General features: G+C 67.9%; 19 protein-coding genes and 1 pseudogene. 10 read left to right on the forward strand and 10 right to left on the reverse strand.

Annotation, left to right across the window (positions count from 1 at the left end; translation table 11 throughout):
- Positions 1-371: 371 nt before the first annotated feature.
- The 3 genes from AB0F04_RS25570 to thyX form a co-directional block, all read right to left on the reverse strand.
- Complete coding sequence (locus AB0F04_RS25570) at positions 372-2,057, reverse strand: ribonuclease J (protein ID WP_362044928.1); 1,686 nt, start codon at positions 2,055-2,057, stop codon at positions 372-374.
- Between the two features lie 151 nt (positions 2,058-2,208).
- Positions 2,209-3,108, reverse strand: coding sequence for a 4-hydroxy-tetrahydrodipicolinate synthase (gene dapA, locus AB0F04_RS25575; protein ID WP_053668635.1), 900 nt, complete (start codon positions 3,106-3,108; stop codon positions 2,209-2,211).
- Positions 3,109-3,320: 212 nt separating this feature from the next.
- Positions 3,321-4,061: an FAD-dependent thymidylate synthase gene (gene thyX, locus AB0F04_RS25580; RefSeq protein WP_362044930.1), complete on the reverse strand. Its 741-nt coding sequence runs from the start codon at positions 4,059-4,061 to the stop codon at positions 3,321-3,323.
- A 176-nt stretch (positions 4,062-4,237) separates the two neighbouring features.
- Between thyX and AB0F04_RS25585 the strand changes: the two genes are divergently transcribed.
- Together AB0F04_RS25585 and AB0F04_RS25590 are read left to right on the forward strand one after the other, a co-directional pair.
- Entirely contained in the window at positions 4,238-4,477 is a 240-nt protein-coding gene (locus AB0F04_RS25585; RefSeq protein WP_362045501.1) for a hypothetical protein, read from the forward strand.
- Positions 4,478-4,589: 112 nt separating this feature from the next.
- A complete protein-coding gene (locus AB0F04_RS25590) occupies positions 4,590-5,144 on the forward strand; it encodes a hypothetical protein (protein WP_362044932.1) in 555 nt (184 codons plus the stop codon).
- Between the two features lie 73 nt (positions 5,145-5,217).
- Here the strand turns inward: AB0F04_RS25590 and AB0F04_RS25595 are convergent, their stop codons facing one another.
- The 5 genes from AB0F04_RS25595 to rpsO form a co-directional block, all read right to left on the reverse strand.
- Positions 5,218-5,673 carry a hypothetical protein gene (locus AB0F04_RS25595; RefSeq protein ID WP_362044934.1) on the reverse strand — a complete coding sequence of 152 codons (456 nt, stop codon included), beginning with the start codon at positions 5,671-5,673 and terminating at the stop codon, positions 5,218-5,220.
- 13 nt (positions 5,674-5,686) lie between these two features.
- Positions 5,687-6,439: a 4-hydroxy-tetrahydrodipicolinate reductase gene (gene dapB / locus AB0F04_RS25600; protein WP_362044936.1), complete on the reverse strand. Its 753-nt coding sequence runs from the start codon at positions 6,437-6,439 to the stop codon at positions 5,687-5,689.
- Between the two features lie 28 nt (positions 6,440-6,467).
- Positions 6,468-7,847: a pitrilysin family protein gene (locus tag AB0F04_RS25605; protein WP_362044938.1), complete on the reverse strand. Its 1,380-nt coding sequence runs from the start codon at positions 7,845-7,847 to the stop codon at positions 6,468-6,470.
- Positions 7,844-10,060, reverse strand: coding sequence for a polyribonucleotide nucleotidyltransferase (locus tag AB0F04_RS25610; RefSeq protein WP_362044940.1), 2,217 nt, complete (start codon positions 10,058-10,060; stop codon positions 7,844-7,846). Before AB0F04_RS25610 ends, AB0F04_RS25605 begins: the two co-directional genes overlap by 4 nt.
- A gap of 289 nt (positions 10,061-10,349) precedes the next feature.
- On the reverse strand, positions 10,350-10,637 hold the full coding sequence (gene rpsO / locus AB0F04_RS25615) for a 30S ribosomal protein S15 (protein WP_053668643.1): 288 nt from the start codon (positions 10,635-10,637) through the stop codon (positions 10,350-10,352).
- Positions 10,638-10,905: 268 nt separating this feature from the next.
- Here rpsO and AB0F04_RS25620 point away from each other — a divergent pair, with 268 nt between their 5' ends.
- Complete coding sequence (locus AB0F04_RS25620) at positions 10,906-11,199, forward strand: DUF397 domain-containing protein (RefSeq protein WP_351641746.1); 294 nt, start codon at positions 10,906-10,908, stop codon at positions 11,197-11,199.
- Positions 11,200-11,466: 267 nt separating this feature from the next.
- Here AB0F04_RS25620 and eccD read toward each other — a convergent pair whose 3' ends face one another.
- Complete coding sequence (gene eccD, locus AB0F04_RS25625; RefSeq protein ID WP_362045504.1) at positions 11,467-12,972, reverse strand: type VII secretion integral membrane protein EccD; 1,506 nt, start codon at positions 12,970-12,972, stop codon at positions 11,467-11,469.
- A gap of 315 nt (positions 12,973-13,287) precedes the next feature.
- Between eccD and eccCa the strand changes: the two genes are divergently transcribed.
- The 7 genes and pseudogenes from eccCa to AB0F04_RS25660 all read left to right on the forward strand — a co-directional run bounded on the left by eccCa (position 13,288) and on the right by AB0F04_RS25660 (position 23,407).
- Positions 13,288-17,259, forward strand: a complete 3,972-nt coding sequence (gene eccCa / locus AB0F04_RS25630; RefSeq protein WP_362044942.1) for a type VII secretion protein EccCa — start codon at positions 13,288-13,290, stop codon at positions 17,257-17,259.
- A gap of 20 nt (positions 17,260-17,279) precedes the next feature.
- A complete protein-coding gene (locus tag AB0F04_RS25635) occupies positions 17,280-17,510 on the forward strand; it encodes a hypothetical protein (protein WP_362044944.1) in 231 nt (76 codons plus the stop codon).
- A gap of 85 nt (positions 17,511-17,595) precedes the next feature.
- Positions 17,596-18,045, forward strand: a complete 450-nt coding sequence (locus AB0F04_RS25640; RefSeq protein WP_362044946.1) for a hypothetical protein — start codon at positions 17,596-17,598, stop codon at positions 18,043-18,045.
- A gap of 5 nt (positions 18,046-18,050) precedes the next feature.
- Entirely contained in the window at positions 18,051-20,225 is a 2,175-nt protein-coding gene (locus tag AB0F04_RS25645) for a hypothetical protein (RefSeq protein WP_362044948.1), read from the forward strand.
- Positions 20,218-20,895 carry a hypothetical protein gene (locus tag AB0F04_RS25650; RefSeq protein ID WP_362044950.1) on the forward strand — a complete coding sequence of 226 codons (678 nt, stop codon included), beginning with the start codon at positions 20,218-20,220 and terminating at the stop codon, positions 20,893-20,895. Before AB0F04_RS25645 ends, AB0F04_RS25650 begins: the two co-directional genes overlap by 8 nt.
- Positions 20,896-21,607: 712 nt before the next feature.
- Positions 21,608-22,481 (forward strand): annotated as a pseudogene (locus AB0F04_RS25655) (IS5 family transposase).
- 188 nt (positions 22,482-22,669) lie between these two features.
- Entirely contained in the window at positions 22,670-23,407 is a 738-nt protein-coding gene (locus AB0F04_RS25660) for a hypothetical protein (RefSeq protein WP_362044952.1), read from the forward strand.
- Positions 23,408-23,908: 501 nt separating this feature from the next.
- Here AB0F04_RS25660 and AB0F04_RS25665 read toward each other — a convergent pair.
- The gene (locus tag AB0F04_RS25665) at positions 23,909-24,211 is read right to left on the reverse strand and encodes a WXG100 family type VII secretion target (RefSeq protein ID WP_361924034.1); all 303 of its coding nucleotides are present in this window, start codon (positions 24,209-24,211) and stop codon (positions 23,909-23,911) included.
- Between the last annotated feature and the right edge of the window lie 14 nt (positions 24,212-24,225).

Consider the following 24,225-nt stretch of genomic DNA (forward strand, 5'->3'; position numbering starts at 1 on the left):
TATCAACATATCTGGCGTTGACTTTTGGCACGCTGTTGAGTTCTCAAGGAACGGTCGCTTCCTTTGTACTCACCCTCTCGGGCTTTCCTCCGGGCTTCCCTTCGGTCTTGCGTTTCCGACTCTATCAGATCTTTCCGATCCGATTTCCTCGGTGCTTTCCAGGTTCCCGCTTTCGCGTTTCCCTTTCCGGCGGCTCCGACTTTATCAGAAGTTCTGAGTCGGAATTTCCACCCCGGCCGGGCATGGTCACCGTGCCTGAGTTGGCGCGGGTGCCCCGTCGGGAGGAGTTGTAAACCTACTGGAGCGGGGCGCCTCGATGCAAATCGAGGCGCCCCGCTCCCAGTTGGCCCGGGCTCAGGCCCGACGGACCGTCAGACCTCCACCACGACGGGCAGGATCATCGGCCGGCGCCGGTAGGTGTCCGAGACCCACTTGCCCAGCGTGCGGCGCACGAGCTGCTGGAGCCGGTGGGGTTCCACCACGCCGTCCTGGGCGGAGCGTTCGAGCACTTCCGTGATCCTGGGGGCGACGTCGCCGAAGGCGGAGTCCTCGATGCCGGAGCCGCGGGCCTGGATGTGCGGGCCGCCGGTGATCTTCCCGGTGGACGAGTCGATGACCACGAAGACCGAGATGATGCCCTCGTCACCGAGGATCTTCCGGTCCTTGAGGGCCGGCTCGCCCACGTCACCGACCGAGAGGCCGTCGACGTAGACGTACCCCGCCTGGACCTTGCCGGAGATCTTCGCCTTGCCCTCGATGAGGTCGACGGCGACGCCGTCCTCGGCGATGACGATGCGGTCGTGCGGGACACCGGTCAGGGCGCCCAGCTCGGCGTTGGCCCGGAGGTGCCGCCACTCGCCGTGCACCGGCATCAGGTTCTTCGGGCGGCAGATGTTGTAGAAGTACAGCAGCTCGCCCGCGGAGGCGTGGCCGGAGACGTGGACCTTGGCGTTGCCCTTGTGGACCACGTTGGCGCCCCAGCGGGTGAGGCCGTTGATCACGCGGTAGACCGCGTTCTCGTTGCCGGGGATCAGGGACGACGCCAGGATCACCGTGTCGCCCTGGACGATGCGGATCTGGTGGTCGCGGTTGGCCATACGGGACAGGGCCGCCATCGGCTCTCCCTGGGAACCCGTGCAGACCAGGACGACCTCGTGGTCCGGGAGGTCGTCGAGCGTCTTGACGTCCACGACCAGGCCCGGGGGCACTCTCAGATAGCCCAGGTCCCGCGCGATGCCCATGTTGCGGACCATGGAGCGGCCGACGAAGGCGACGCGGCGGCCGTACTCGTGCGCCGCGTCGAGAATCTGCTGGATGCGGTGCACGTGGCTGGCGAAGCTCGCGACGATGATCCGCTTGCGGGCGCCCGCGAAGACCTGCCGCAGGACGTTGGAGATCTCCCGCTCGGGCGGGACGAATCCCGGCACCTCGGCGTTGGTCGAGTCCGAGAGCAGGAGGTCGATGCCCTCCTCGCTCAGACGTGCGAACGCGTGGAGGTCCGTGAGGCGGCTGTCCAGCGGGAGCTGGTCCATCTTGAAGTCGCCGGTGTGCACCGCCATGCCCGCGGGGGTGCGGATGGCCACGGCCAGCGCGTCCGGGATGGAGTGGTTGACCGCGATGAACTCGCAGTCGAAGGGACCGATGCGCTCGCGGTGCCCCTCCACCACTTCGAGGGTGTAGGGGCGGATGCGGTGCTCCTGGAGCTTGGCCTCGATGAGGGCGAGGGTCAGCTTGGAGCCGATCAGCGGGATGTCCGGCTTCTCCCGCAGGAGGAAGGGGACGCCGCCGATGTGGTCCTCGTGCCCGTGCGTGAGCACGATGCCCTCGATGTCGTCGAGGCGGTCCCGGATAGACGAGAAGTCCGGCAGGATCAGGTCGATTCCGGGCTGCTCCTCCTCGGGGAAGAGCACTCCGCAGTCGACGATCAGCAGGCGGCCGCCGAATTCGAAGACCGTCATGTTCCGGCCGATTTCGCCGAGGCCGCCGAGCGGGGTGACACGCAGGCCGCCTTCGGGGAGCGGCGGGGGCGTGCGGAGTTCGGGATGCGGATGACTCAAAAGACTCTCCTCACCACGCGCGCCACGTACCGGTGGGGCACGTGGCGCGCGTGACGTTCGTGCAGAAGCAGTTGTGTGTGGGGTGCGGGCACCGGTGGCCCGCTTATTCAGTTGTGAAGCAGGTGCGCGGGGGTCCGCGCGAAGTCTGATGTCAGAGCTGTACCCCGCCGGCAGCAAGATCGATCTTGAGCTGCTCGATCTCTTCGGGCGCGCATTCGACCATGGGGGCGCGCAGCGGCCCGGCGGGCAGTCCTTGCAGGGCGAGCGCCGCCTTCGTCGTCATCACGCCCTGGGTGCGGAACATGCCCGTGTAGACGGCGAGCAGCTTCTGGTGGATCTCGGTGGCCTTCTGGACGTCGCCGGAGGTGTACGCCTCGACCAGGGCGCGCAGCTCGGGGGTGACGACGTGCCCGACGACCGAGACGAAGCCGACGGCGCCGACCGAGAGCAGGGGCAGGTTCAGCATGTCGTCGCCGGAGTACCAGGCGAGGCCGGAGCGGGCGATGGCCCAGCTGGCGCGGCCGAGGTCGCCCTTGGCGTCCTTGTTGGCGACGATGCGCGGGTGCTCGGCGAGGCGGACGAGCGTCTCGGTGCTGATCGGGACGCCGCTGCGGCCGGGGATGTCGTAGAGCATCACCGGAAGGCCGGTGGTGTCGGCGACGGCGGTGAAGTGCCGGTAGAGGCCTTCCTGCGGCGGCTTGTTGTAGTACGGGGTCACGACGAGCAGGCCGTGTGCGCCGGTGCGTTCCGCTGTCCGGGCGAGTTCCATGCTGTGGTGGGTGTCGTTGGTGCCGACTCCGGCCACCACGTGGGCGCGGTCGCCCACTGCCTCCAGGACCGCCCGTACGAGATCCGCTTTCTCCGCGTCGCTGGTGGTCGGGGACTCGCCGGTGGTGCCGTTGATGACCAGGCCGTCGTTGCCTGCGTCCACCAGGTGGGCGGCGAGCCGCTGCGCGCCGTCGAGGTCGAGTGCGCCGTCCGCCGTGAAGGGCGTGACCATGGCGGTGAGGACCCGCCCGAAGGGGGTCTGCGGAGTCGAGGTCGGAGCCATGGGTTACACGCTACTCGTTGCTCAGGACCGGGTCTGCCCATGGGGCAGGCGACAAGTCGTGACAAAGGTGGAGCCCGGCACTGCCTGCTCGGGGGTTCAAGCAGTGCCGGACCCGTTTGATCAGGCTAGATGAACTTCTCTAAATGCCGCAATACGGACACTTCGCGCGGCTGAACCGCACATCTGTACCTGATCGGCGAATCCGGGACGCGTTACGGCGCCACGCGTCCGTTCGCGTTGAAGGCGGCGTAGGTGAGTGGCATGAGGCGGGACCACTCGGCCTCCATCTTCTCGCCGACCATCTCGATCTCGCGCTGCGGGAAGGACGGGACCTTCGCCAGCTCGTGCTGGGTGCGCAGGCCGAGGAAGTGCATCAGCGAGCGGGCGTTGCAGGTGGCGTACATCGAGGAGTACAGGCCGACGGGGAGGACGGCGCGGGCGACCTCACGGGCGACGCCGGCGGCGAGCATCTCCTGGTAGGCCTCGTACGCCTGCCGGTACGAGTCCTCCATGACGCGGCCGACCAGCTCCTGCTGGGCCTGGGTGCCCTCGACGAAGACGTACTTGCCCGGGCGGCCTTCCTGGACCAGCTTGCGGGACTCGTCGGGGACGTAGAAGACGGGCTGCAGCTCGCGGTATCGGCCGCTCTCCTCGTTGTACGACCAGCCGACGCGGTGCCGCATGAACTCGCGGAAGACGAAGATCGGGGCGCTGATGAGGAAGGTCATCGAGTTGTGCTCGAAGGGGCTGCCGTGCCGGTCCCGCATCAGGTAGTTGATCAGGCCCTTGGAACGCTCGGGGTCCTTCCGCAGCTCGTCCAGGGACTGCTCGCCCAGGGTCGAGACCCGGGCCGCGAAAAGGACGTCCGCGTCGGACGCGGTGTGCTTGACCAGCTCGACGGTGACGTCGCTGCGGTAGCTGGGCTTGAGGTCGTCGGCGGGGGTGTCGGTCACGGTTGGCAGGGCCTTCCCATCTCGTCGTGTGGCGACGCCACTCTACGGCCCGGCCGATTCAGCACGATCGGTGCCGTGCCGCAATGAAGTCGGTGAAACAGGGCACCTCTGAGGGAGTTCGTTCGTCTCTACAGACGAAAGTGATCCGTTCCACCCTTGAAGGAGACGTACCCCTGATGTTCGGTCGGCGTGAACCCGTACCGTTTGCCTTCGTCGCCGAGGCCGACAGGTTCCGCAGCAATGTCACTCCCCCACCGCGTGAGCGGTCGACCGCCGGCCAGATGGCCGGGCGCTGGCTGCTGGGGCTCACCATCGTGGCGGGGCTCGTGGGGTCCCTGGTCATCGGGACGCCCGCGCTGACGCCCGACAAGACGGCTGATCAGCCTCAGCAGTCGCAGGCGTCCGAAAGGCGCTGACCCGCACCGGGCCGGCGGTGACTCCATCCGGCCCCCCGCCAGTGGTGACCGGGGACACAGATCGGTAGCCTCACCGGGCACAGCCCACGCATGGATCGAGTGAGGACCAGCCGTGCCCCTGCCCTTCCTGACGGCCGACCGTGTTTTCGAGGCGGCGGACGACGTTCCGTTGCCCCACGAAGACCGTGACCGCTGGCGGCGTCCGTACCGGCCCGGGCCGTGGCGGGTCGTGGTGGCCGCGCTCGCGCTGTTGCTCGCCTCGTTCGTGCTGTTCGCCGCGGTCATCATCGCCGCGACGGCACAACTCGCCTCTGCGGCGCTGGTGTTCGGCTTGGCGCTGCTCGTCATCGCCGCGGCGCTGCGGCTGCTGCGCGTGGGCGTGTGGGTCAGCGCACGCGGACTGCGGCACGTGGGCTTCCTCACGACCCGTACGGCGTCCTGGGAGCAGGTCGTCTCCGTGCGGACGGTGCAGCAGCCGGTGCGGTGGCTGGGACTGCCCCGGACCGTGCAGGGGCAAGCGCTGCTGCTGGGGCGCCACGGCCGGGAGGCGGGCGATCTGCCGCCTCTGATGACCACGCACAACGCGGACTTCCTGGGCCGGGCGGAGGCCTTCGACCGGGCGGCCGACTCGGTCGAGGCGTGGGCCGAGGACTACGGCCCGCGCTGACGCCGAGCCGTATGACGGAGGGGCCGGACCGTGAAAGAACGGTCCGGCCCCTCCGTCATGCGTGGGCAGCGGTTCAGGCCGCTTCGGGTTGCTTGCCGTCGTGCAGGGCGATCGCGCGCTGCATCGCCTTGCGGGCACGCGGGGTGTCACGGGCGTCGTGGTAGGCGACGGCGAGGCGGAACCAGGTGCGCCAGTCCTCTGGGGCGTCCTCCGTCTCGGCCTTGCGCCGGGCGAAGACCTCGTCGGCCGAGTCCCGGTCGATGCGCCCGCTGGGGGTGCGCCGCAGTTCGTCGACGGGCAGACCGCCCTCGGCGTCGAGTTCGGCGGCGAGTTGATTGGCCTTGCGGGCGAACTGGGTGTTCTTCCACAGGAACCACAGGCCGATGACCGGCAGGATCAGCACGGCGACACCGAAGGTGACGGTGAGGGGCGTGCCGATCTCGATGAGCAGGACGCCGCGGCTGCCGACCAGGACGAAGTAGACGACCAGGACGGCGGCGGTGAGGGCGTAGGTGAGCTTCGCGCGCATGACGGTCAGGGGCTCAGTTCAGATCCAGGAAGTGTTCCAGGCCGAACGTCAGGCCCGGGGTGCTCACCACGCGGCGGGCGCCGAGCAGGATGCCCGGCATGAAGCTGCTGTGGTGGAGCGAGTCGTGGCGGATGGTGAGCGTTTCGCCCTCTCCGCCGAGCAGGACCTCCTGGTGGGCCAGCAGACCGCGCAGGCGGACGGAGTGCACGGGGATGCCGTCGACGTCCGCGCCCCGCGCTCCGGCCAGGGCCGTCTCCGTGGCGTCCGGTGCCTGGGCCGAACCCGCCTCGGCACGAGCCGACGCGATGAGCTGGGCGGTGCGCGTGGCGGTGCCCGACGGGGCGTCGACCTTCTTCGGGTGGTGGAGCTCGATGACCTCCACCGACTCGAAGTACGGTGCCGCGATCTGCGCGAACTTCATGTTCAGTACGGCCCCGATGGAGAAGTTCGGCGCGATGAGCACGCCTGTCTCCGGGGAGGCGGACAGCCAGCCGTTCAGCTGCGCGAGGCGCTCGTCGGTCCAGCCGGTCGTGCCGACCACGGCGTGGATGCCGTGGCCCACGCAGAACTCGAGGTTGGCCATGACCGAGTCGGGCGTGGTCAGTTCGACCGCGACCTGGGCGCCGGCCTCGGTCAGCGTCTGAAGCTTGTCGCCCCGGCCGAGGGCGGCGACCAGTTCCATGTCCTCGGCGGCTTCGACGGCTCGTACGGCTTCCGAGCCGATCCGGCCCTTGGCACCGAGGACCGCCACGCGCAGCTTGCTCATCTCTTGTGCTTCCTTCACCAGGGGATCGTCAGGCGACGGCGTCGTTGAGGCGGGCCGCCTGTTTGTCCTTCAGCGGGCCGATGACCGACAGGGAGGGCCGCCGTCCCAGGATCTCGCGGGCGACATCGCGGACGTCGTCCGGGGTGACCGACGCCATCTGCGACAGCATGTCGTCGACGGACATCTGCTCGCCCCAGCACAGCTCGCTCTTGCCGATGCGGTTCATCAGCGCTCCGGTGTCCTCCAGGCCGAGGACCGTGGACCCCTGGAGCTGACCGATCGCACGCCCTATCTCGTCGTCCGAGAGGCCGTGCGCGGCGACCTGGTCGAGCTCGTCGCGGCAGATCTTCAGCACGTCGTGCACCTGCGAGGGCCTGCAGCCGGCGTAGACGCCGAACAGGCCGCAGTCGGCGAAGCCCGAGGTGTACGAGTACACGCTGTAGGCCAGGCCGCGCTTCTCGCGGACCTCCTGGAAGAGGCGGGAGGACATGCCGCCGCCGAGGGCGGTGTTCAGCACGCCCAGGGCCCAGCGGCGCTCGTCCGTGCGGGACAGGCCCGGCATGCCGAGCACGACGTGCGCCTGCTCGGTCTTGCGGTCGATCAGCTCCACGCGGCCCGCGGTGCGCAGGGCGCGCGTGCCGCTGCGCGGGGCGACCGGGTCGGCGGCCGCGTCCTTGAAGGCACCGGCCTTCTCGAAGGCGGTGCGGACCTGCCGTACGACCTTGGCGTGGTCGATGTTGCCGGCGCAGGCGACGACCAGGTGGGTCGGGTCGTAGTGCTTCTTGTAGAAGCGGCGGATGCGGTCGGCGGTGAGGGCGTTGACGGTGTCGACCGTGCCGAGGACCGGGCGGCCGAGGGGGTTGTCACCGAACATCGTGTGCGCGAACAGGTCGTGCACGCAGTCGCCCGGGTCGTCCTCGGTCATGGCGATCTCTTCGAGGATCGCGCCCCGCTCGACGTCGACGTCGTCCTCGCGGATCAGCGAGCCGGTCAGCATGTCGCAGACGACGTCGATGGCCAGCGGCAGGTCGTTGTCGAGCACGCGTGCGTAGTAGCACGTGTACTCCTTGGCCGTGAACGCGTTCATCTCGCCGCCGACCGCGTCCAGCGCGGCGGAGATGTCCAGGGCCGACCTGCGGCTGGTGCCCTTGAAGAGCAGGTGCTCCAGGTAGTGGGTGGCGCCGTTCAGGGCCGGGGTCTCGTCGCGGGAGCCGACGTGCGCCCAGATGCCGAAGGTCGCGGAGCGGACCGAGGGCTGGGTCTCGGTGACGATGCGCAGGCCGCCGGGGAGGGTGGTCTTGCGGACCGTGCCGATGCCGTTCTCGCCCTTGATGAGGGTTTGGGTACGGGCGACGGCCCGCGCCTCCGAGGAGGTGCGGGCCGTCGCCTGGAAGCCACGGGGCGTCACTTGTCGCCGTCGTCCTTCGTCTCGTCGCCGTCCTCGCCCTCGATGACGGGGATCAGGGAGAGCTTGCCGCGGGAGTCGATCTCGGCGATCTCGACCTGGACCTTCTGGCCCACACCGAGGACGTCCTCGACGTTCTCCACGCGCTTGCCGCCGGCCAGCTTGCGGATCTGCGAGATGTGCAGCAGACCGTCCTTGCCGGGCAGCAGGGAGACGAACGCGCCGAAGGTGGTCGTCTTGACGACCGTGCCCAGGTAGCGCTCACCGACCTCGGGCATCGTCGGGTTGGCGATGCCGTTGATCGTGGCGCGGGCGGCCTCGGCGGAGGGGCCGTCGGCGGCACCGATGTAGATGGTGCCGTCGTCCTCGATCGTGATCTCGGCGCCGGTGTCCTCCTGGATCTGGTTGATCATCTTGCCCTTGGGGCCGATGACCTCGCCGATCTTGTCCACGGGGATCTTGACGGTGATGATCCGCGGGGCGTTGGGGGACATCTCGTCCGGCGTGTCGATCGCTTCCATCATCACGTCGAGGATGTGGAGGCGGGCGTCACGGGCCTGCTTGAGGGCCGCGGCCAGGACGGAGGCCGGGATGCCGTCCAGCTTGGTGTCGAGCTGGAGGGCGGTCACGAAGTCCTTCGTGCCGGCGACCTTGAAGTCCATGTCGCCGAAGGCGTCCTCCGCACCGAGGATGTCGGTGAGGGTGACGTAGTGCGTCTCGCCCTCGATCTCCTGGGAGATCAGGCCCATGGCGATACCGGCGACGGGGGCCTTCAGCGGCACACCGGCGTTCAGCAGCGACATGGTGGAGGCGCACACCGAGCCCATGGACGTCGAGCCGTTGGAGCTCAGCGCCTCGGAGACCTGGCGGATCGCGTAGGGGAACTCCTCGCGCGTCGGCAGGACCGGCACCAGGGCGCGCTCGGCGAGGGCGCCGTGGCCGATCTCGCGGCGCTTCGGGGAGCCGACGCGGCCGGTCTCGCCGGTGGAGTACGGCGGGAAGTTGTAGTTGTGCATGTAGCGCTTGCGGGTCACCGGGGAGAGGGTGTCCAGCTGCTGCTCCATGCGGAGCATGTTCAGGGTGGTGACGCCCAGGATCTGGGTCTCGCCACGCTCGAACACGGCGGAGCCGTGGACCCGCGGGATGGCCTCGACCTCGGCGGCCAGGGTGCGGATGTCGGTGACACCGCGGCCGTCGATGCGCTTCTTCTCCTTGATGACGCGCTCACGGACCAGGGTCTTGGTCAGCGAGCGGTACGCGGCGGAGATCTCCTTCTCGCGGCCCTCGAACTCCGGGAGGAGCTTCTCGGCGGCCAGACCCTTGACGCGGTCCAGCTCGGCCTCGCGCTCCTGCTTGCCGGCGATGGTCAGCGCGGAGGCGAGCTCCGGCTTGACGGCGGCGGTGAGCGCCTCCAGGACGTCGTCCTGGTAGTCGAGGAAGATCGGGAACTCGCCGGTGGGCTTGGCGGCCTTGGCGGCGAGGTCCGACTGGGCCTTGCACAGGACCTTGATGAAGGGCTTCGCGGCCTCCAGACCGGCGGCGACGACCTCCTCGGTCGGCGCCTCGGCGCCGCCCTCGACCAGCTTGATGGTCTTCTCGGTGGCCTCGGCCTCGACCATCATGATCGCGACGTCGCCGTCCTCCAGGACGCGGCCCGCGACGACCATGTCGAACGCGGCGTCCTCGAGCTCGGTGTGCGTCGGGAAGGCCACCCACTGGCCGCGGATCAGCGCGACGCGGACGCCGCCGATCGGGCCGGAGAAGGGCAGGCCGGCCAGCTGCGTGGACGCGGACGCGGCGTTGATCGCCACGACGTCGTACAGGTGGTCGGGGTTGAGCGCCATGATCGTGGCGACGACCTGGATCTCGTTGCGCAGGCCCTTCTTGAAGGAGGGGCGCAGCGGGCGGTCGATCAGGCGGCAGGTGAGGATGGCGTCCTCGGAGGGACGGCCCTCACGGCGGAAGAAGCTGCCGGGGATCTTGCCGGCGGCGTACATCCGCTCCTCGACGTCCACCGTCAGGGGGAAGAAGTCGAGCTGGTCCTTGGGGTTCTTGGAGGCGGTGGTGGCCGACAGCACCATGGTGTCGTCGTCCAGGTACGCCACGGCGGAGCCGGCGGCCTGCTTGGCCAGGCGGCCCGTCTCGAAGCGGATGGTGCGGGTGCCGAAGGCGCCGTTGTCGATGACGGCCTCGGCGTAGTGGGTCTCGTTCTCCACTAGCGTTATCTCCTCGTCTTCGTCCCGTCGCTGCCCGTGTGGCAGGGGGACGGTCGCGGAGAAGCGCTCCGGGCTGTGCGGGCCGGTCTTCGATCGAAGCACCCGGGGCTCGCTTCCCCCGGGGGCCACTACCGAGGACCGGCGGCGGCTAGGTGCGCCTCTCCTCTTCTTGTTGTGCGTGTCGTCCGTATTGCGTTGTGCTACCACACTACAAAGCCGCGGTGACACTCCGCACGTACAGCAAAGGGAGCGGTCCCCTTTCTTCGGGAACCGCTCCCCTCACGGCGTCTTACTTGGCGCCCGCCGCACCGCGGCGGATGCCGAGGCGGTCGACCAGCGTACGGAAGCGCTGGATGTCCTTCTTCGCCAGGTACTGGAGAAGGCGGCGACGCTGACCCACCAGGATCAGCAGACCACGGCGGGAGTGGTGGTCGTGCTTGTGGGTCTTGAGGTGCTCGGTCAGGTCCGAGATGCGGCGCGTGAGCATGGCGACCTGGACCTCGGGGGAGCCGGTGTCGCCCTCCTTCTGGCCGAACTCGGTGATGATCTGCTTCTTCGTAGCGGCGTCGAGCGGCACGCGTACTCCTCGTAGTCTGTGGTGGCCACCGAGTGCCCCCGGTCTGTGTCTCGGGGGAGCTTCCATGACTCGGAAGGCGGGGATCCGCTGAGCGCGGCCTCCAGAGCGGTGGGCTCCGGGGGTGCGTACACAAACGGCCGTCGACCAGGGTACCAGGCGACCGGGGTCCCCTTTGCCCTGGTCTCTCGAACCTCCCGGCCGGGGCGGGGGCGGCCACTAGGGTGAGCAGATTCGGATCGTTCGTACGTCGGGAAGGGGTCGCTGCGGCATGGCGGAGACGGCTGAGGAGATCAAGGCACGCAAGGAGCGGGAGCGGGACGAGCTCTACGCCCTCGACATCTCCGGTGTCGAGTGGCACAGCGCGCCGGGCACCGAGGCGCACGAGGAGCGGGTCGAGATCGCCTATCTGCCCGAGGGAGCCGTGGCGATGCGGTCGTCGCTCGACCCGGGCACGGTGCTGCGCTACACGGAGGCGGAGTGGCGGGCGTTCGTGCTGGGGGCGCGGGACGGGGAGTTCGATCTCGAGCCGACGCCACGCGATGGAGGGCTTGCCCCGGAGTGACGGGTGGTACGGGAGGCCTGACCGGGTCGTCGAGCACTCCTCGATGACCCGGTGGTCGAGCCTATGAGCCTCGATGCGGCTCTGCGGGGTGGCGGTCGGCGGCGTGTCCCGCTGAGCGGACAACGGGTCCTGTAGCAGCCCGCACCTGCGGCCGCCGCCACCACGCCGGCCGGCGGACCGGTGCCCGCAGTGCCGTCGGACGCTTCCCATTGGCCTGGTGGATCCGCCGTCCGGATGGACCGGGCAACGCTTGGGGAAGCGGGTCGCTCAGCTGGTCAACGAGCGCACTGTCGAGTACACGTTGAACACCGCCAAGGCCAGCGGCACCAGGGTCAGCAGCACGAAGCCCTCGGCGATCTCCAGGAAGCGTCCCCAGAACGGAGTGAGGCCGCCGCGCGAGACGATCAAACCGATCGCCGTGACGAGCGCGGTCGTCGCGGCGATCGCCGCGACGAGCCAGATGGTCCGGATGTCGAGGTCGGCGCGGTCGCCCGTGAGGGCGTCGCGGACGACCGAGTTCGGTGGATCGAGTGCCAGCCCGAGACCGAGCAGCACGAGAGAGGCGAGACCGGCGGCCAGGACGGGAGCCACCTGGCCGGTGTACCGGAAGAGATGGGCGCGCATCAGCATGGCCAGGCCGGTCGCCAGGGCGAGTAGCTGGGCCCAGACGTTCGAGGAGAACCCGAGGACCGCCGAGGAACCGACGGCGATCAGCGCGCAGCCACCCACCAGGCCGACCAGGAGTTCGTGTCCGCGCCGCGCCTTGGCGGCGACCCGCTCGGCGTCGATCGGCTCCTGAGGGGAGGGGTCTGGGTCGTACGCGCTGCGCGGCACGGTGTTCGGGGTGTCGAAGCCGATCGGGAGCCGGGCGAAGCGCATCGACAGCCCCGGCAGGAAGGCCAGGCCTCCGACGGCGATCGGGCTGCACAGGGCAGCGATCTCGGAAGGCGTCCAGTCGGCGAGGGTCGCCGCGAACACGGCGAGCAAGCCGATGGCGGCGGCCACGAGGAAGGCGACGAACGGGCTGTCCCCGCTCGGCGAGCACAGGGTGAGCAGGACCGAGGCCAGCAGCACCGCCGCGCAGGCGAGGAGGAACTGAAGTCTGCCGATGCCCTGTCCGTCGGCGAGCGGCAGGAGACCCGAACCGGCCACGCCGACGTTGGGGAGGGCGCCGAGACCCAAGGCGATGGCCCCGGCCCGGTCGTCGTAGACCCGGGCGCGCACGCAGGCCAGGACCACCAGGACGACACCGGTGACGCCGGCGAGGATGCCGGGCAGGCTGTTCATGTCGTGACGCGGGTCGCCCATCCAGGCCACGAAGGCCAGCAGGACCGGCAGTACGCCTCCCCCGACGAGACCCGCCGCGCGCGTCAGGTCGCCGCTCCACAAGATGCGCTCGCTGGTCACGGCGGAGGCGACCGCCTCGGAGACGTCGTCGAAGACGGCGGGCGGCAGCGACTCGGAGAACGGGCGCAGCGAGAGGAGTTCGCCGTCGAGGATGCGTTGGGCTGCGAAGGAACGGGCACTGTCGAGGACGGCGCCGTCCCGGCGGACCAGGTGGTAGCCGACGGGCGCGCCCTCGGCGGGACTTTGCCGGGTGAGGGTGAGTACCTCCGGATAGAGGTCGGCGACCGGGATGTCGTCGGGCAGCGCCACGTCGATCCGGCTGTCGGGCGCGACGATGGTCACGCGGCAGAAACCGAGACCCGTGCCCGCCCCGGCGGGAGTTCCCGTACCGGGTCCTCTTCCGGTGGCTGCCGCGGAGGCCGTCATGCTCACCTGCTGCTCCCCCTCAGTGATGAATCTTTACCTGCGGTCGTGGAAGTCCTGCGCAGCTCTCCCCGGTCCCGTGTGACCGTCAAGCGGGGAGGTCCTGGGAACGGCGGAGGCCGTCGCCGGGGTCCCGCGGCCCGCCGGGACTCACGGGTGCTCCATCTACTTCGGCTCAACTCACGTGTGCCCAAGCGAACTTCCGGCACCCTATCGCCCCTTGCGTCCAGGGGAGTCAGTAGGATCGCGCGGCGGCCTGCGTCCGCCTGACACGGGGCGGCGGACGGACTCTCGGGCTGGTCGAGGGAATGGATACCAGTGAGCCACATCGTCGTGAAGCGCCCGCCTCGGGTGCTGCCGTCCGAAGTGTCCACGCAGGACATCGTCCTGCAGCCTCCACCGGAACTACCCCGGGGCCACCGGGAGAGCGTGCTGATGCAACTCCTGCCGACCTTGGGCATGGGTGGCTCGGTGGTCTTCTTCTTCACGAGCGGGCAGCCGTTCATGAGGATTATGGGCATGGTCATGATCGCCTCGACGATCGCCATGTCCGTCGCGATGGTGATCCGCTTCCGCCGCGGCTCCCAGGGGGAGTTGGCGGACATGCGCCGCGACTACCTGAGCTATTTGGCACAGACCCGGCGCACGGCCGTCGACACGGCGAAAGCTCAGCGTGACGCGCAGTACTTCCTCCACCCCTCCCCCGAACAGCTGTGGGCCCTGGTCGCCGAGGGCAGCCGGGTGTGGGAACGACGCCCCGGGGACGAGGACTTCGCCCAGGTCCGCATCGGCCTCGGCTCCCAGGCCCTCGCCAGAACCCTCGTCGCGCCCGAGACCGGCCCTGTCGAGCAGCTCGAACCGCTGACGGCGGGTGCCATGCAGCGCTTCCTCTCCGTCCACAGCACTCTGGACGACCTGCCGATGGCGGTCTCGTTGCGTGCGTTCTACCACGTCACGATCAGCGGCGATCCGCAGTCCGTACGGTCCTCCGCCCGGGCCATGGCCGGCTCGCTGGCAGCGCTGCACTCTCCGGAGGATCTGCTCATCGTGGTGGCCGCGGGCCGCGAGGCGCTGCCCCACTGGGAGTGGACCAAGTGGTTGCCGCACGTCCAGGCGCCCGGTGCCGTGGACGGAGCGGGCAGCCGCAGGCTGATCGACAGCGACAGCCGCGAGCTGGAGAACCTGCTCGCCGGCCGGCTGACCGGCCGCCCGCGTTTCCATCCGAACGCGGCGCCCCTGCCGGAGGAGCCCCACATCGTCGTCGTACTCGACGGCCTCTCCCTGCCGCCGGACTCGGTCCTGGCCAATCCCGAAGGCCTCCAGGGCGTCACCGTCCTCGAGGTGGTTCCCGGCGATCTGAGCACGGGCGGCGAGCTCTCCATCGTCGTACAGCCCGAAGCGCTGCACCTGGAGTCGGGGCACGGTGTCGTCTACGAAGGAACTCCCGACGTCCTCTCCTACGAGTCCGCCGAAGCCCTCGCCCGGCAGCTGGCCCCGCTGCGGATGGCCTCGGGCGGGGACGACGACGAACCGCTGCTCGCCAACCTGGAGTTCACCGACCTGCTAAACCTCGGCGACGCGGCATCCGTCGACCCCCAGCGCACCTGGCGGCCGCGTTCGCTGGCCGAGCGGCTGCGGGTGCCGATCGGTGTCGGCGAGGACGGACGCCCCGTGATGCTCGACCTCAAGGAGGCCGCGCAGGAGGGCATGGGCCCGCACGGCCTGTGCGTCGGCGCCACCGGCTCCGGCAAGTCGGAGCTGCTGCGCACACTGGTACTGGGCCTCGCGGTCACCCATTCGTCGGAGACCCTGAACTTCGTCCTCGCGGACTTCAAGGGCGGCGCGACCTTCGCCGGTATGGCGCAGATGCCCCACGTGGCAGCAGTCATCACCAATCTCGCGGACGACCTCACCCTGGTCGACCGCATGGGCGACTCCATCCGCGGCGAACTCAACCGCCGCCAGGAGATGCTGCGCGACGCGGGCAACTACGCCAACATCCACGACTATGAGAAGGCCCGCGCGGCCGGTGCGGCCCTGCAGCCCATCCCGTCATTGGTACTGGTGATCGACGAGTTCAGTGAGCTGCTGACGGCGAAGCCCGACTTCATCGAGATGTTCGTGCAGATCGGCCGCATCGGCCGGTCGCTCGGAGTGCATCTGCTGCTGGCTTCGCAGCGCCTGGAGGAAGGCCGCCTGCGCGGTCTGGAGACCTACCTGTCGTACCGGGTCGGGCTGCGCACCTTCTCCGCGGCAGAGTCCCGCGCGGCGATCGGCGTCCCGGACGCCTATGAGCTGCCGAACGTCCCCGGCTCCGGCCTTCTGAAGTTCGGTACGGACGAAATGGTGCGTTTCAAGGCGGCCTACGTCTCCGGCGTGTACCGCTCGGGCACGCAGCGAGCCGCGCTGGGCGGCGGGCCGCTGCCGATGAACCGGCGGCCGGTGCTGTTCACGGCGGCCGAGGTGCCGGTGCAGTACGTGGCTGTGCCGCCCCAGCGCCCTGCGGCTTCGGACGGTCCGGAGGTCGACGACGCACTCGCCGACACCGTGCTCGACGTGATCGTGCGCCGGCTGGAGGCCCAGGGCCCGGCGGCTCACCAGGTGTGGCTGCCGCCGCTGGACAGTCCGCCGCCGCTCGACGGGCTCCTGCCCGGCCTCACAGCGGTGCAGGGCCGCGGCCTCACACAGCCGGGCTACGAGGGCGCCGGCCGCCTGGTCGTACCGGCGGGTCTGGTGGACAAACCCTACGAGCAGCGCCGCGACCCGCTGTGGGTCGACTTCTCCGGCGCGGCCGGCCACATGCAGATCATCGGCGGCCCGCAGTCCGGCAAGTCGACGCTGCTGCGCACCCTGATCTCGGCGTTCGCGCTCACCCACACCCCGTACGAAGTGCAGTTCTACGGCCTCGACTTCGGCGGTGGCGGCATGTCGGCCGTGGCCGGACTGCCGCACGTGGGCGGGGTCGCCTCGCGCCTGGATCCGGAGCGGGTGCGGCGCACGGTGGCCGAGGTGTACGGCGTGCTGAACCGCCGCGAGGAATACTTCCGCTCCGCGGGCATCGCGTCGATCGCGGACTTCCGGGCCAGGCGTGCCCGGGGCGAGATCTCGGTCACGGATCAGCCCTGGGGCGACGTGTTCCTGGTCATCGACGGCTGGGGCAACTTCCGTGCGGACTACGAGGCGTTGGACCAGGTAATCCACGACATCGCGGCGCGGGGTCTCGGTTACGGCGTCCACCTGATCCTGACGGCGTCTCGTTCGATGGAGGTCAGGGCCAACCTCAAGGACCACCTGATGAACCGCCTGGAGCTGCGGCTCGGCGACACGATGGACTCCGAGCTGGACCGCAAGGTGGCCGCGAACGTCCCGGCGGGGGTGCCGGGCCGCGGGCAGGCACCGCAGAAGCTGCATTTCATGGCGGCGGTGCCGCGCATAGACGGGCTCACCTCCGACACGGACCTGGCGGACGCCACGGCCGCTCTCGCAACCGAGGTCTCCCGGCACTGGCAGGCCCCCGGCGCTCCCGAAGTCCGGCTGCTGCCGCGCGAGTTCCCGGCCGATCAGCTTCCTCCGGGCGATCGCTTCCCGCGCCGCGGCGTCGCCTTCGCTCTCGACGAGGACAACCTCGAACCGGTCTTCGTGGACTTCGAGCAGGACCCGTTCTTCCTCGTCTTCGGCGAGAGCGAGTCGGGCAAGTCGAACCTGCTGCGGCTGCTGATCCACCAGCTGACGCAGCGGTACTCGGGCGACGAGGCCAAGCTGTTCGTCATCGACAACCGGCGCTCGCTGCTGGACGTGACGCCGTCGTCCCACCTCGCCGAGTACATCCCCATGTCCAACTCCATGGACCATCACATGGCGGCCTTGGCGGACCTGATGAAACGCCGCACGCCGACAGCCGACGTCACGGCCCAGCAGCTGCGGGACCGCAGCTGGTGGCGCGGACCCACGGTGTACGTCGTCATCGACGACTACGACCTCGTGGCCACGTCGAGCGGGAACCCGCTGGCGGGACTGACGGAGCTCCTGCCGTTCGCCCGGGATGTGGGGGTGCGGTTCATCATCGCGCGGTCTACGGCGGGTGCAGGGCGGGCGTCGTACGAGGCGTTCATGCAGCGGGTGAAGGAGCTGGGGGCGCAGGGGGTTGTGCTGGCCGGCGATCCGGGTGAGGGGGATCTGCTCGGTGGGGTGCGGCCGCGGCCCATGCCTGCGGGGCGGGGGGTCTTCGTGTCTCGGCGGAGGGGGAGGCCGTTGGTGCAGATTGGTTTGACACCGGAAGGGACAATTTGATGGTCGGGGTAGGAATCTTCATGCTCCTGCTCGCCGTCTGGCTCGGCGGGATGGGCATGCTCGATCAAAAGGCGCTCTGGTGGCGCTTCCAGGCACGCCGCTTCGGTGACCCAGAGGCGAACGAACCGTCAGAAGCAGGGTACAGAGCCCGACGAATTCTCCTGCTGTCACTCGCGGCGGTGATGGTCGTGATGGCCGTGTGGTGGTTCACCAGCATTGATTACCTCGAGTCTGGTGGGCTTGAGGGTTGAGACGAGCGGACCAGTCACAAGCCCTTGTGCAGGTGCGAGTAGCGACTCGGAAGGGCGACGACACTCCGGGGGGCAGGGAACATTGATGGCGTGGGATGAGTGGGAACAGCTGAAGTCCGAGGCGGCTGAGCAGCAGTCGAAAACGAAGATGCAGCTGAACCAGTATCCGGCCGACCAAGGGGGCAACGGCACCCAGGGAGACCTCGTAGCAAGTCAGAAGGATCTCGCGGCGGTCGGTAAGGCGGCCCATGACCTCTTCACGGACTTCACGGACTACAGCGGCCACGCGCGTGTGGCCTCTGAGGCGGCCGCTGGCGGACTCAAAGGGGAGGGATTCGCCCTGGGAGGCGCGCTGGAGCATGTGACAGAGCGCTGGAGCGAGCAGACCAAGACCTTGCTGGACGCCTGTGCCCATATCTCCAACCACCTGCGGTTCACCAAGAACCAGCACGCTGCCGACGAGTCATACATCGCCGGCACGGTCAGCAGCATCGCCTTGCTCGATGAGGGCTTCGACGACCGGAAGGACCACTGACACCGATGGACCTCGACGCGCTGCGCCACGGCAAATTCTCGAAGCTCGGTGAAGCGATCACCGACTGGGAACAGATGACGAAGAAGCTGGCGGAGCTGCAGAAGGAAGCCGAGACGAACCTGAAGTCCAAGGCCGACAAAGCCAATTGGGTGGGTGTCAACGCCACCGTCAGCCGCGAGTTCATCGCCAAGACCGCCGCCGAGTTCGCCGATGCCCACACTCAGGCCGACTCCATCACCAAGATCCTTAGCGACACCCGTGGTGAGCTCATCGGATACCGCACCCAGCTAAACGAGGCGATCGCGCGCGGTACACGGGAGAACATGACCGTGATCGATACCGGTGAGGGCACGTTCACTGTCACGGGGAACACCCGGCCTGACTGGGCATCCGACCCCAGCGGAAAGACTGGAGCGGCGGACCAGAAGGCAGTGAACGCCCTCCGTGAGGAGATCGAAGGCATCCTGACCAAGGCGACGCAAAGCGACAACAGTGCCGCGAAGGCCCTAAGGCTTATCGTCGACCAGGCGAAGTACGGATTCAGCGACGCCTCCTACTCTGACCGAGACTCCGCCGCCAAGGCTGTCGCGGCCGCGGAAAAGCTGGCAGGCATGGCCAAGAAGCCATCCGACATGAGCCTCACTGACATCGCCAACTTCAATCGCACGATGGAGAATTATAAGGCCGACCCTCTGTTCGCGGAGCAGTTCGCGAAGAGTCTCGGGGCCAAGGGGGCGCTCCAGTTCTGGACCGAGATGACTACCGCCCACGCCGGCGCCAGGGGCTCGGAACTCGAGACAATGAAGAGCCTGCAGCAAAACCTCGGCCTGACCCTGGCCACGGCGTCCTTCTCGGACTCGGACGCCATGCAGCACTGGAAGAAGGACCTTGTCGCCGAGCGCAACACAAACTTCATCGCCGCAAACTCATCTAACCCTGTCGGCGCCCTAGGCTCCCAGGTCATCAGCAGCCTCATGCGCAAGGGCGAGTACGACACAGAGTTCCTCGACAGCTACCGGGAAAAGCTGTTCAAAGCGGACAAGGGAGCGGGGGACGCCGGCACCCGCGACCTCTGGGTCAAGGGATACGACTCACTGGACCTCGTCTTCGGCGACGGCAACGGACGAGATCCTTTGGAGGGGCTTTTCGAGGGCCTGTCCCACAATCCCGAGGCGGCGGTGCACGCGTTCGAGTCCAAGTCGGACCTGGATCACATGCTGGGTACGACCAGGTACACGGACCGGGGCGAGGCTCTCGGGCGGGCTCTCGAGGCCGCGGTGACAGGGGTCGCCGCCGGTGACTACACATCAGCGGCCCCTCCTCACAACACCCAGCAAGTCCAGATCATGGCTAACATCATGAACGCGGTGGCACAGCCCGGCGGAGGCTCGGACCTGGTGGGCAACGGACTCGGTGAAAGTCTCGGGGACATGGCGGCTTCCTATATGCCGGAGATGAGCCGGGCCTTCGGAGGCCCCAACTCGGAGGTGTTCCTCACCAACAGCGAATCTCCTGAGGCGCTGGAAACGGCGGACGTGACGCGATTCCTTTCGGCGGTATCTCTAGATCCTGCCGGAAGAGCCGGGATTATCATTGGCGAAAGCGTCTACACCAGTGGCCTCTTGGATGCACACCTCTCTGACCCATCTCTATTCGATGGCCCTCGCGGCCAAGTCCTTGAAAACATCGGCAGAAATGCAGGCATCATCGAGGGAATTGTCGGGCATTCCGTGGCAGATGCAAGCGTTCAAGCCGCCGTTGACGGGGAGTCCGACTACAATGACGCCCTGCAGAAGAAGGGAGATTTCATTAAGACGTGGATCGCGACCGGCTTGGGATATGGATCCGTCTCCCTTTTCCCTGGTAGTCACGCGGCGGCCGGTGCCGCAGTTGGAGGATTTGCTGGCGGGGTCGTCGGCTTGGCCGTCGATCGCTTCATTGAGGGCCAGGAACTGAAAGGCGCTCGGGATGAGGCCCTGTATGCGAGCGCCAAGGACCTCTATGATATGAGGGATTCGGTCAGCCAGCAGACACAATGGTCGACCGAGGACGCTCTTGAGCAGCATCACGTTGATCTCCCCAAGGACGGGACCAGCGACACCGTGCGCGTCGCAGTCAATCAGGGTTGGGACGACGCCAGTGAATTCCTAAGCCGATCCAAGGAGCGCCCGAGTGGCTAGGATCGCCGCGAGTAAGGAACGGTTTGCGACCTCTGAGTACACCCCCAAAGGATTTGTCATCTCCCTGACGGTGCTCTGTCTCGTAGGCGCTGCCGCCTGGTTCGGATACGTACAGATCTTCACCAAAGGACTTGAGCGCCTGCCGCCCAAGGTGTGCGACGGGGCCGTCGATCGCCAAGTGGTGATCAGGACACTTCCGCGCACACGCACAGCGGATGAGGGCGCCAGCCAGCGGCACGAGAGGGAGAACATTATGTTCTCCTGCCACATACACACCAGCGCCGGATCGATTCTCTCCGGCATGGCGCGCGTCGAAGACGCTTCAGTGCGGCAGTGGCTCAACCACTACGGGACAAGTACCCGTGGCGATGCCGTACATGTTTCCGTCGGTGACGTCGAGGCCTTGGCCGAACTCGACTCGAGTAGCGGCAGCTCCTCCGTCTACATCCCCTGCGTCCCTCGGGGAGTTCGAGCCAAGGACGCGAACGAATCGTACGCGATCATCGCCGAAGCCGGCGTGATCGGGCACGGAAGAGTTTCTGGAGCAACGCTTCGCCAAGCGGTAACCGACTTCACCTATCAACTTACCAAACACACTTACGAACTGGCTGAATGCCAGAACCCCCGCACCTTCCCTGAAAAGCTGCCCCGTTACGAGGACCACACATGACAGACGAGGAGATCATCAGGCACTTCGACGGACGCGGCCGCGTACAACTGCAGTTCCCTTACACCACGAGTGCCGAACGATGTCGCCGTATGGTGGCAATTGCCCACGCGCTCGGCTACAAGCCGCTGTTCACCGACACTCTCGGCCGCCGCGATTTTCCCCGCTTCTACGAACGCGACGACACTCCCGATGCCCGCCGCCGGGCAGAGCAGACGATCGAACGGCTGCGCGCGGGCGGCCCAGTATTGCCGGCGCTAGAGCCGCCTCCACCTCCACCTCCGCCGGTCCCACCACTCACCCCGCACCAGTCACCATTGCGCCCCCGGCAGTCGTTGGAACCCAGACCGCCTCCACCGCCGGGTCCCTCAAGGCCTCGGATCCCGTCCCGGCCAGCCTATCCGCCTCCGCCACCACCCCCGCCTTCCATTGCCCCGGACTCTTCGTCGTAACAACGTTCAAAACTAGGCCTCACCGGGAGGTAGCGCGCTCTCCGGCACTCGCATGCGCGGAGCGGTGGAGCTGACGGAATAGCGACAAGGCCCTTCCCCCGCTCGATCCCGAATTACTGAGACTGCGCTGCGTACTGCGGCGGATTCGCGAGCTGTCGCGGCGGAAAGGCGCGGGGCGGCTCCGCACCCGCCCCTCTCCCCGCGTGACCGCGCCACTAGGGTCTGTTGCGAAAGTGGATCTTAGTCGTTAATGATCACGGCCTGTGGGACGCGGTGATCTGACGAACGACCAGTGGGCCCGGCTGGAGCCGTTGCTGCCGAAGGGCATCAAGCCGGGCCGTCCGCCGCTGTGGACGCGGCGGCAGCTGATAGACGGCATACGGTGGCGGACCCGGACCGGCGCCCCTTGGCGTGATGTGCCAGAACGCTATGGGCCCTGGGACCGGGTGTACGACTTGTTCCGGCGGTGGCAGCGGGACGGTACCTGGACGCGGATCGTTACCCAACTCCAGGCCCAGGCCGACGCGACGGGTCTGATCACGTGGGAGGTGAACGTCGACTCCACCGTCTGCCGGGCTCACCAGCACGCCGCCGGGGCGTCGAAAAGGGGGACCTGCAGAAGGAGCCGCCCGGCGGCATCGCCGTTGAACCGGCGGACCATGGTCTCGGACGCTCCCGGGGTGGGCTAACGACAAAGATCCACCTCTCCGTCGAGCAGGGACAGAAGCCGCTGTCGATCGTGATCACGGCCGGTCAGCGGGGCGATTCCCCGCAATTCGAGCCGGTCCTAGAGGCGATCCGGGTGCCCCGACTCGGCCCTGGACGGCCTCGTCGGCGACCGGACCGGGTGCGGGCCGATAAGGCGTACGACTCCCGCAGCAACCGGGCTTACCTGCGCAGACGCGGGATCAAAGCGACCATCCCGGTACCGGCAGACCGGGTCCGCAACCGCCACGAGCTCGGCTCCCGGGGCGGTCGGCCTCCGAAGTTCGACAAGACCGACTACCGCGAGCGGCATGCTGTCGAGTGCGGGATCAATCGCCTCAAGCGTCACCGGCTGTGGCCACGAGGTACGACAAGCTTGCAGTCCGATACGAGGCGACCGTGCTGGTCGCAGTCCTCAACGAGTGGCTGTGACCAAGGGGGCCGGCGTGCTGATGTCTCCCCGAATGCCCTGCCCCACGGCCCGGCCGGAGGTAGGGTCCGGATGTGCGTTGATCTCCCGGGCGGCGGCCCTGTGCAGCCGCAGACGGTGCAGGGCGCCTCTCGAACAAGGGGCCGCCCCAGCAGGCATACCCGTCATCACTCCAGCGGAGATCTACACCATGACTGCTCAGCAGCCTCTCACCTACGACGCACTCGTCGAACTCGCCGCCACCGACCCAGCCGTCGTCGGCCTCGTCCTCAAAGGCTCCCGAGCCCACGACGGCATGATCACTCGGCACTCCGACCACGATCTGTACGTGGTCCTCTCCGACGACGCCACGACCGATCTCACCCGGTTGGCTGGCCACCGCACCACCGAGCTGGACCTCGTCATCATCTCCCTCACCGAGTTCCGCGCAGCCGGAATGCCCGGCTTTGAACGCTACGCCCTCGCCCGAGCCCACGTCGTGCTCGACCGACTCGATGGAGGCATCGCCCGGATCCTCGCCGACAAGGCGCGCCTGGATGCAGATGAAGCATTCCAAAACGCCAGTGGCTGGCTCGACGCCTACGCCAACTCGCTCTACCGCTCCATCAAGAACCACCGGGACGGCCAGGACCTGGCCGCTCGCCTGGACGCCGCCGACAGCATCGGGTTCCTGCTCGAGTTGCTCTTCGCCATCGACCGCCGCCCCCGCCCCTACAACAAGTACCTGGAGTGGGAGCTTGCCCGACATCCGCTGCCGGGCTGGGACACCGACGTGTTGCTCCGTGCCGTGGACCATATCTCGGCAACAGGCGACCCGTCCCTGCAGCGGGATCTGTTCGCCCTTGTCGAGGCGGCGGCCCGAGAGGCCGGACACAGCGAGGTACTGGATGCATGGGGCGAGGACCTGGACCTCATGAGACCGCAATAGGAGACGGAGACGCTCCCTGCGGCCGTGGCCTACAGCCGCAGGCGATGCCGAGACTTTCGCAACGGGCCCTAAGCGGGCCCACGCGAGCGCGAAGGCGGATCTTGTGAGCGGTCCGACAGAGAAGCAGGCAGCATTGGGAGATTTGGCCTCAGCATCGGCGCAAAAGAGATGGTGCCGAGTAGTGGATTCCTAGCCTTTCCGCCCCCATGGGGGCCAACGGCCACCAGGTCTACGGCAAGCAGGGGCTCCACGGACAGCATGAAAAATGAATCCCATTACGCTTTGGTGCGAGTTCAGACGAAATCTTGAAACCGGCCGGAAGTCCAAGCGTTAGACCTACCTAAGGCCCGTCGCCCTGGACACGATCCTGATCGTTGCGCCACAGGAAGTGCACCGAGCTGGTCTTCTCTCCTCACACCATGGAAAAACGCGGCTGATCAATGCAATGCAGGGTGGGCACCTCCCGTGCGTGCCCACCCTGGTTTTGCAGACCGTGCGTTCCTACTGGAAGTAGCTGGCGCCCTTCAGGTCGCCGCCTCGGTAGTCACCGCCGGCGGTGCGGACTCGCTGCGAGATGTTGACCAGCGCCTGGTGGATGCCGCGCGCGTGCGTGTCCCACTGCTTGGTCTTCTTCTGGAACTCCTCGTACGCCTCGCCGCCCCAGCCCGCGGACACGTTGAGCACAGCCTGCTTCAGGGCCTCGAGGTCCTCCTCGAGCTTCTTTGCCTGATTGCCGAGTTCCGTGGCGAGCGCGTCCATCGTGCCGTATGTGACGGCAAGTTCGTCGTAGTGGGCTCCGGACATGTTTCCCTCGTTTC

This window comes from Streptomyces sp. NPDC029041, assembly GCF_040637515.1.
Classification (GTDB): domain Bacteria; phylum Actinomycetota; class Actinomycetes; order Streptomycetales; family Streptomycetaceae; genus Streptomyces.